This is a genomic window from Kitasatospora sp. MBT66, from assembly GCF_000710405.2.
Taxonomy (GTDB): Bacteria; Actinomycetota; Actinomycetes; order Streptomycetales; family Streptomycetaceae; genus Kitasatospora; species Kitasatospora purpeofusca.
The window spans coordinates 505,404-513,452 of record NZ_JAIY01000008.1; the positions used below are offsets into that span (position 1 = coordinate 505,404).

An 8,049-nucleotide genomic window follows, 5' to 3' on the forward strand; every position below is an offset into this window, starting at 1 on the left:
ACCGATCCCGTCGAGGAGAGCACAGTGCCCGCCGAACCGACCCCCGCGCTCCTCCCCGAGACCGCGTCCTGGCTGCGCCGGCGCTCGTGGACCGCGGCCGACCGACCGGTTCACACCCTCCCGGCCGCCAAGCGCGCCCTCGGCCCGGCGGGCACCGTCAGCGTCGTCCTGCCCGCCCTGGACGAGGAGGCCACCGTCGGCGAGATCGTCCGGGTCATCCGGCGGGAGCTGATGGAGCGACTACCGCTGGTGGACGAGCTGGTGGTGGTCGACTCCGGCTCCGTCGACGGCACCGCCGAGGTCGCCGCCGAGGCCGGGGCCACCGTCGTCCACCGGGACGCCGTCCTGCCCCGGCTGCCCGCCGCCCCCGGCAAGGGCGAGGTGCTGTGGCGTTCGCTGCTGGTCACCCGCGGCGAGATCGTCTGCTTCGTGGACGCCGACCTGCGCGAGTTCGACCCCGCCCTGGTCTCCGGCATCCTCGGCCCGCTGCTCACCGAGCCGGACATCCAGCTGGTCAAGGCCATGTACGACCGGCCGCTGGAGACCGACGGCGCGGTGGTGCCGGCCGGCGGCGGCCGGGTCACCGAACTGGTCGCCCGTCCGCTGCTCAATCTGCACTGGCCGGAACTCGCCGGTTTCGTCCAGCCGCTCGGCGGCGAGTACGCGGCCCGCCGCTCCCTGCTCGAACGGCTGCCCTTCCCCACCGGCTACGGCGTCGAGCTCGGCCTGCTCGTCGACGCCCTGGAGACGGCCGGACTGGACGCGCTCGCACAGGTGGACGTCGGCATCCGCCACCACCGGCACCAGGACGCCCAGGCACTCGGCCGGATGGCGGCCACCATCTACCGCACCGCGCTGGAGAGACTGGACCGCACCCACCGACTGAAGGCCTCCGCCGACCTGGTCCGCCCACTGCTCACCCAGTTCACCCGCGACCCGCTGACCCGCGCCTTCACCGCCCACACCCACCCGGTCACCGCGACCGAGCGGCCGCCGATGCACACCGTGCCCGAGTACGCCACCCGACGCCGATGACCGGTCCCGGGGGTTTGCCGCCCCGGACCCCCGGCAACGAACCAACCATGGGTGATCTCACGACCGAGCGTTCGAATCCGACCGGCGCCGCCGCGGTACTGGTGGCGTCCAACCGGGGGCCGGTCTCCTTCGGCACCGCTGACGACGGCACACTGACCCTCCGCAGAGGCGGTGGCGGACTGGTCTCCGGGCTGTCCGCGATCGACGACCCGGACGCCGTCTGGGTCTGCGCCGCCCTCTCCGACGCCGACCGCAGGGCCGCCCGCGAGGCCCCGGACGGCCGGCTCGACCGGGCCGGCCACGACGTCGGCGGCCAGGCCGTCCGGATGCTCGGCATCGACCCGGAGACCTTCGCCCGCGCCTACAACGGCATCGCCAACTCGACCCTCTGGTTCGTCCACCACCTGCTCTGGAACACCCCGACCGCCCCCGTCTTCGACGCCGGCTTCCGCACCGAGTGGGAGGCCTACCTCGCGTACAACACGGCCTTCGCCGAGGCCCTCGCCGCCGAGGCCGCCCCCGGGGCCGCCGTGCTGGTGCAGGACTACCACCTCTCGCTCGTCCCGGAGCTGCTCCGCGCCGCCCGCCCCGATCTGCGGATCGGCCACTTCTCGCACACCCCCTGGGCGCCGCCCGAGTACCTGCGGCTGCTGCCCGACGACATCGCCGAGGCCGTCCTCACCGGCATCCTCGGCGCCGACCGGGCGGGTTTCCTGACCCGCCGCTGGGCGCTCGCCTTCGCCGACTGCTGCGAGCGGTACCTCGGCGCGGAGGTCGACCGCGAGGCGCTCACCGTGACGCACGCGGGCCGCACCACCGCCCTCGGCGTGCACGGCCTCGGCGCCGACGCCGACTTCCTGCGCGAGCGGGCCCACCGGCCGGACGTCGACGAGCGGCTCGCCACCCTGCGCGCGACCGTGGGCGAGCGCCGCACCGTCGTCCGGGTCGACCGCACCGAACTGAGCAAGAACATCGTCCGCGGCTTCCTGGCCTACCGGCACCTGCTGCGCACCCGCCCGGAGTGGCACGACCGGGTGGTCCACATCGCCTTCGCCTACCCGTCCCGCACCGACCTCGCCGAGTACCGGGCCTACACCGACCAGGTGCGGGCGCTCGCCGCCGAGATCGAGGCGGAGTTCGGCACCCCGGACTGGCGGCCGCTGGTCCTCCACGTCGACGACGACTTCCCCCGCTCGCTGGCCGCCTACCGGCTGGCCGACGTGGCCCTGGTCAACCCGATCCGGGACGGCATGAACCTCGTCGCCAAGGAGGTCCCGGTGGTCTCCGACCAGGGGTGCGCGCTCGTGCTCTCCCGGGAGGCCGGCGCGCACTCCGAGCTCGGCCAGGACGCGCTGAGCGTCAACCCCTACGACATCGTGGCCACCGCCGAGGCGCTGCACGCCGGGCTCACCATGCCGGCCGACGAGCGGGCCGACCGCACCAAGCGGCTGGCCGCCGCGGCGACGGCGCTGCCGCCGCAGCAGTGGTTCCTGGACCAGCTCAACGCCCTGCGACCGGGCGGCTGAGCTCCTCCCCCAGCGCGACCAGCAGTTCCACCACGCCGGCCGGGCCCGGGACCACCAGGTCCGCCCGGTCGGCGAGCTCGCGCACCGGCGCGTCCCCGACCGCGCCGCTGCACACCAGCAGCCCGGCCAGGCCCTCCGGCCGCAGCCCCTCCACCGCCGCGAAGGCCGGCACGTCCCCCAGGTCGTCGCCCGCGTAGAGCACCGAACGCGCCCCGCGCTCGCGCAGCAGCCCGGTCAGCGCCGCCCCCTTGTCCACGCCCGGCGGCCGCAGCTCCAGCACCAGCCGGCCCGGCTCCACCACCAGCCCGTGCTCGGCCGCCAGCCGCTCCATCGGCGCCCGCAGCAGCTCGAACGCGGCCGTCGGGTCCTCCGTCCGCCGGGTGTGCACGGCCACCGAGCGGCCCTTGTCCTCCACCCAGGTGCCCTCGGGCGCGCCCAGCGCCGCCAGCCGCTCCGCCAGCTCCGCCCGCACCGCGGCCACGCCCGGGTGCGGCGGCGGCGCGGTCAGCCGGCCGTCCTCCCAGCGCTCGGCGCCGTAGTGGCCGAGCACCACCACCCCGTCGATCCCGGCCAGCCCGCCGTACTCCACCGCCAGGGCGGCCGGCCGGCCGGTCACCACCGCGACCGCGCCGACCCGGGGCGCCAGCGCGCGCAGCGCGGGTGCCACGCCCGGGTCCGCCCTGGCCCGGTCCGGGTCGGGGACGATCGGGGCGAGCGTCCCGTCGAAGTCGAGGGCGATCACGGCGTCACGAGGTGCGGCGAGCAGCGCCGCCAGCCCCGTGCGTCCGGCGTCCGTCAGCGGTCGCGCAATGTCGGAAAGGCCCATGCCCGGCAACGTACCCAGCCCGGGCGGGGGCAATCGGTCGGGCCGGGCCCGCGCGCGGGTGACCTCTACCGGGCCGCCCGGCGGGCGTCGCGGACCCGGCGCAGCCGGTTGACCAGCACCGGGGCGTGCGCCAGCGCCTCCGGACGGTCCAGCAGCCCGTTCAACAGCTGGTAGTACCGGGTGCTGGAGAGCCCCAGCTCCTCCCGGACGGCCCGCTCCTTGGCGCCGGCCGTCCGCCAGCTCCGGGCCTCCAGCGCCAGCACGGCCCGGTCCCTGGCGTCCAGCCCGGCCGGTCCGGCCGGCTCGGCCTGCTGCTCCGGACCGTCCGTCCGCTCCGGTTCCGGCAGCTCCGCTTCCTCGTCCGCGCCCATCCGGGGCCCACCTCCGCCCATCACTACGGAGTGTCATTCTCCCCCGCGGACCCGACACACCCTGCCCGCTGCGCAGCCCCGGTCCGCCGACTAGCGTCGGCCCCATGACCAGCATCCCGACCGCCGCCTTCGCCCTGCACGTCCCGAGCGCCGAGCTCGAGCCCGACCCGCTCGACCCGGCGCAGATCGTCTCCGGCACCCCCGAGGTGTCCGGCCTGGTGCTCTCCGAGTCCGCCTCCGGCGAGTCGGGCATCTGGCAGATCACCCCGGGCGTGGTCACCGACACCGAGGCGGCGGAGGTCTTCGTGGTGCTGAGCGGCCGGGCCACCGTCGTGGTCGACGGCGGCCCGGTGCTGGAGCTCGGCCCGGGTGTCGCCGGGGTGTTCCAGGAGGGCGACCGCACCACCTGGACCGTGCGGGAGACGCTCCGCAAGGTCTACGCGATCACCTACTGACCGCGCTCGCCCACGGGCCGCGATCACCCGCCGCCGACCCCCGCCGGCCGGGCCCGGATCACTTGCGGATCCGGGCCGCCTCCTTCACCGCCGCCTGCTGGAGGTCCTCCAGCACCGGCTTGGGCTCGGCGGTCGCCGCCGCCCCGATGCCGGTCTTGATCCGGTTGGAGACCTCGGCCCAGGCCGGGTCGCCGAAGGGGTAGAAGCTCGCGTTGCCGAGCCCGGCCGCGAACTGCTTGAGGTCCGCGTGCTTCGGATCCGCGGTCATGGCGTCGAACGCGTCCTGGGTGACCGGCAGCAGGTTGTAGGTCTCGTCGAACTTGAGCTGGTTCTCCTTGTTGTAGACGAAGGAGAGGAAGCGGCGGATCTCGTTCTTGTGCCCGTTGGCCTTGAACGCCATCATCCAGTCGGCCACCCCGAGGCTGCCGGTCTTCGCCAGGCCGTCCTTCTTGGGGATCGGGGCCGTACCGAAGTCGATCTTGCCGTTGGTGGCCATCCGCAGCAGCGTCGGGTGGCCGTTGAGCATCGCCACCTTGCCGGCCGCGAAGTCGCTGTACACCGGGGTGCGGTTCATCTTCCCGGGCTCGGGGTAGGTCAGGCCCGTGGCGACCAGGTTGGTCCGCAGCCAGTTGAAGGTGGCCTGGTTCTTGTCGCTGTCGATGGTGTAGTTGCCGACGTCGTCGGAGAGGCTGCCGCCGCCGCTCAGCGTCCAGAGCATCGACTCGGCCGGCGCCTCCTCGGGTCCCAGCGGCAGCCCGTACGGGGTGACGCCCGGGACCTTGGCCTTGATCTTCTCGGCGGCCGCCTTGAGCTCGTTCCAGGTGGTCGGCGGCTGGGCGATGCCCGCCTTCTGGAAGATCGCCTTGTTGTAGAAGAGCACCCGGGAGGAGGAGACGAACGGGATGCCGTACTGCGTGCCGAGCACCTGCCCGGCGTGCGAGAACGACTCCATGATGTTCGCCTGGGTCTCCAGCGAGAGCACGTCCGAGGCGTTGTACAGCCGGTCCGCGGCGGCCTGGTCGGCGAAGCCGCCGGTCTGCAGCAGGTCGGGGGACTTGCCGGTCCTGACCAGCTCGTCGACCCGCTTGCCGATGTCGGTCCAGCTCGCCACCTCGACGTCCACCTTGATGCCCGGGTTGGCGGTCTCGAAGCGGCGGGCGACGTCGTCCCAGTACAGCTTGGAGCTGGTGTCCGCACTCTCGCCGTAGTCGGCCGCCACCAGCCGGAGGGTGACCGGACCGTTGTCCTGGCCGCCGCAGCCGGTGAGCACGAGGGCTCCGGCCAGGGCGCCGGCCATCGAAACGCCGAACAACCGGGTGGGGACCTGGGCGCGCCTGTCCAACGCGGGTACCGCCTTCGGGGGGATCCTGCTGAGGGGGAACGGACCGGATCAGGGGGAGATCCGGCCGGGGGGAGGCCGCAAGGGTGCCAAACCGGGCATGCGGTGGTCCAGACCTCCGGCCCCCGAAGGCCGGGTAGTTATCGAAGTGCGGGATTTGTTGCACACCGCGCAACAAAATCCGCGAATCCGACCTCCCGGACGCCCGGTCCTGCCCACCCGCGCCCTCCCGGCGACTCACCCGGCGGCCCGCGCAAAGTGCCGCACACCGCACACTTCTGCGACAAAGCTCACCCCTTTGGACCAGACCAATGCGACAACTGGACTAGACCTCTTAGACCGGACCGAGGGAAACTGTCCCCCGTGAAGCACGTCATCGCACTCGATGTTGGCGGGACCGGCATGAAAGCCGCGTTGCTCGCCCAGGACGGCTCCGTGCTGTTCGAAGCACGACGCCCGACCGGGCGGGAACACGGCACGGACGCCGTGGTCGCCGCCATCCTCGACTTCGCCGCCGATCTGGCGGACGAAGGCCGCGCCCGCTTCGGCGTCGCGCCCCTGGCGGCCGGAGTCGCCGTCCCGGGGACGATCGACGAACAGCGGGGCATCGCGGTCTTCTCCGCCAACCTCGGCTGGCGCGACCTGCCCCTGCGCACCCTGCTGGGCGGGCGCCTGGCCGGCCCGGACGGCGCGATGCCGGTCGCCCTCGGCCACGACGTGCGCTCCGGCGGTCTCGCCGAGGGCCGGCTCGGGGCCGGCCGGGGTGTCGACCGCTTCCTCTTCGTCGCCCTCGGCACCGGCATCGCCGGCGCCATCGGCATCGACGGCCGGATCGAGGCCGGCGCCCACGGCTACGGCGGCGAGATCGGCCACGTGGTGGTCCGCCCCGGCGGCCCCGCCTGCGGCTGCGGCGCCCGGGGCTGCCTGGAGACCCTCGCCTCCGCCTCCGCCGTCTCCCGCGCCTGGGCCGAGGCCGTGGGCGACCCCGACGCCGACGCGGCATCCTGCGCCGTCGCGGTGGACGCCGGGGACCCGCGCGCGGTCGCGGTCTGGCAGCGCGCGGTGGACGCCCTGGCCGACGGCATCGTGCTCGCCCAGAGCCTGCTCGACCCGTCCCGGGTGATCGTCGGCGGCGGGCTGGCCGAGGCCGGGGACACCCTCTTCACCCCCCTGCGGGCGGCGGTCACGGAGCGGCTGACGTTCCAGATGCCCCCCGAGGTCGTACCCGCCATGCTCAAAGACACCGCCGCGTCGCTGGGCGCCGGCCTGCTCGCCTGGGATCTGCTCTCCATGGAGGTGACCGCGTGACCGCGGACCGACTCGCACTGTCCGGCGCCCGGCTGGTCCTGCCCGGCGGCGTGGTCGAGGGCGACCGCCTCGCCGTCGAGGGCGAGCGGATCGCCGGCCTCGGCGGTACCGCCACCCCCGGCGACCTCGACCTGGCCGGGTACACCGTCGTGCCCGGCTTCGTCGACCTGCACGTGCACGGCGGCGGCGGCGCCTCCTACGCCTCCGGCATCGCCGAGGAGGCCCTGCGCGCCGCCCGCACCCACCTCGAGCACGGCACCACCACCACCGTCGCCTCCACCGTCACCGGCGAGATCGACGACCTGGCCCGCCAGGCCGCCGTGCTCTCCGAGCTCGCCGAGGACGGCGTCGTGGCCGGCGTCCACTTCGAGGGCCCCTTCATCTCCCGCAACCGCTGCGGCGCCCACCGCCCCGACCTGCTGCGCGACCCCGACCCGGCCCTGGTCCGCAAGCTCGTCGACGCCGCCCGCGGCCACGCGAGGATGGTCACCCTCGCCCCCGAACTGCCCGGCGGCCTGGACTCGGTCCGGATGCTCGCCGACCTCGGCGTGATCGCCGCCGTCGGCCACACCGACTCCGACTACAGCAGGACCCTGGAGGCGATCGGCGCCGGCGCCACCGTCGCCACCCACCTCTTCAACGCCATGCCCGGCATCGCCCACCGCGCCCCCGGCCCGATCGTGGCCCTGCTGGAGGACGAGCGGGTCACCGTCGAGCTCATCAACGACGGCGTCCACCTCCACCCCTCCGTGCTCGACCTCGCCTACGGCACCGCCGGCGCCTCCCGGGTCGCCCTCATCACCGACGCCATGGGCGCCGCCGGCATGGGCGACGGCCTCTACCCCCTCGGCCCGCTCCAGGTCGAGGTCAAGGACGGCGTGGCCCGACTGGTCGAGGGCGGCGCGATCGCCGGCTCGACGCTCACCCTGGACGTCGCCTTCAAGCGCTCGGTGACGGTCAACGGCCTCAGCCTGAACCAGGCCGTGGAGTCGCTCTCCACCGTCCCGGCCCGGCTGCTCGGCCTCGCCGACAAGGTCGGCACCCTGGAGACCGGCAAGCTCGCCGACCTCGTCGTGGTCGACTCCGCCACGTACGACCTGGTCGCCGTCATGCGCCGCGGCCAGTGGATCCTCGGCGGCGACCGCTTCGCCCCGATCACCACCGTCTGACCCCTCCCGGCACGACGAAC

Annotated in this window: 8 protein-coding genes; 5 read left to right on the plus strand and 3 right to left on the minus strand. The window is 74.3% G+C overall.

Annotated elements, in window-relative coordinates:
* The first annotated feature begins 24 nt into the window (after window positions 1-24).
* Together BI06_RS23725 and BI06_RS23730 are read left to right on the plus strand one after the other, a co-directional pair.
* Window positions 25-1,035 (plus strand): glucosyl-3-phosphoglycerate synthase, encoded by a 1,011-nt coding sequence (locus BI06_RS23725; protein ID WP_043471203.1) that lies wholly within the window; start codon window positions 25-27, stop codon window positions 1,033-1,035.
* A gap of 47 nt (window positions 1,036-1,082) precedes the next feature.
* A complete protein-coding gene (locus BI06_RS23730) occupies window positions 1,083-2,561 on the plus strand; it encodes a trehalose-6-phosphate synthase (RefSeq protein ID WP_043471205.1) in 1,479 nt (492 codons plus the stop codon).
* Here the strand turns inward: BI06_RS23730 and otsB are convergent.
* Window positions 2,536-3,387, minus strand: coding sequence for a trehalose-phosphatase (otsB, locus tag BI06_RS23735; RefSeq protein WP_043471208.1), 852 nt, complete (start codon window positions 3,385-3,387; stop codon window positions 2,536-2,538). The genes BI06_RS23730 and otsB overlap by 26 nt on opposite strands.
* A gap of 65 nt (window positions 3,388-3,452) precedes the next feature.
* Window positions 3,453-3,758 (minus strand): DUF3263 domain-containing protein, encoded by a 306-nt coding sequence (locus BI06_RS23740; protein ID WP_043471211.1) that lies wholly within the window; start codon window positions 3,756-3,758, stop codon window positions 3,453-3,455.
* A 104-nt stretch (window positions 3,759-3,862) separates the two neighbouring features.
* Here BI06_RS23740 and BI06_RS23745 point away from each other — a divergent pair, with 104 nt between their 5' ends.
* A complete protein-coding gene (locus tag BI06_RS23745; protein WP_030393666.1) occupies window positions 3,863-4,213 on the plus strand; it encodes a cupin domain-containing protein in 351 nt (116 codons plus the stop codon).
* A gap of 58 nt (window positions 4,214-4,271) precedes the next feature.
* Here the strand turns inward: BI06_RS23745 and BI06_RS23750 are convergent, their stop codons facing one another.
* The gene (locus BI06_RS23750; RefSeq protein WP_233290265.1) at window positions 4,272-5,555 is read right to left on the minus strand and encodes an extracellular solute-binding protein; all 1,284 of its coding nucleotides are present in this window, start codon (window positions 5,553-5,555) and stop codon (window positions 4,272-4,274) included.
* Between the two features lie 360 nt (window positions 5,556-5,915).
* On the opposite strand from BI06_RS23750, the gene BI06_RS23755 reads away from it, so the two are divergent.
* Both BI06_RS23755 and nagA read left to right on the plus strand, forming a co-directional pair.
* Complete coding sequence (locus BI06_RS23755) at window positions 5,916-6,860, plus strand: ROK family protein (protein ID WP_030393664.1); 945 nt, start codon at window positions 5,916-5,918, stop codon at window positions 6,858-6,860.
* Entirely contained in the window at window positions 6,857-8,029 is a 1,173-nt protein-coding gene (nagA, locus tag BI06_RS23760) for an N-acetylglucosamine-6-phosphate deacetylase (protein ID WP_043471217.1), read from the plus strand. Before BI06_RS23755 ends, nagA begins: the two co-directional genes overlap by 4 nt.
* The last annotated feature ends 20 nt before the right edge of the window (window positions 8,030-8,049 follow it).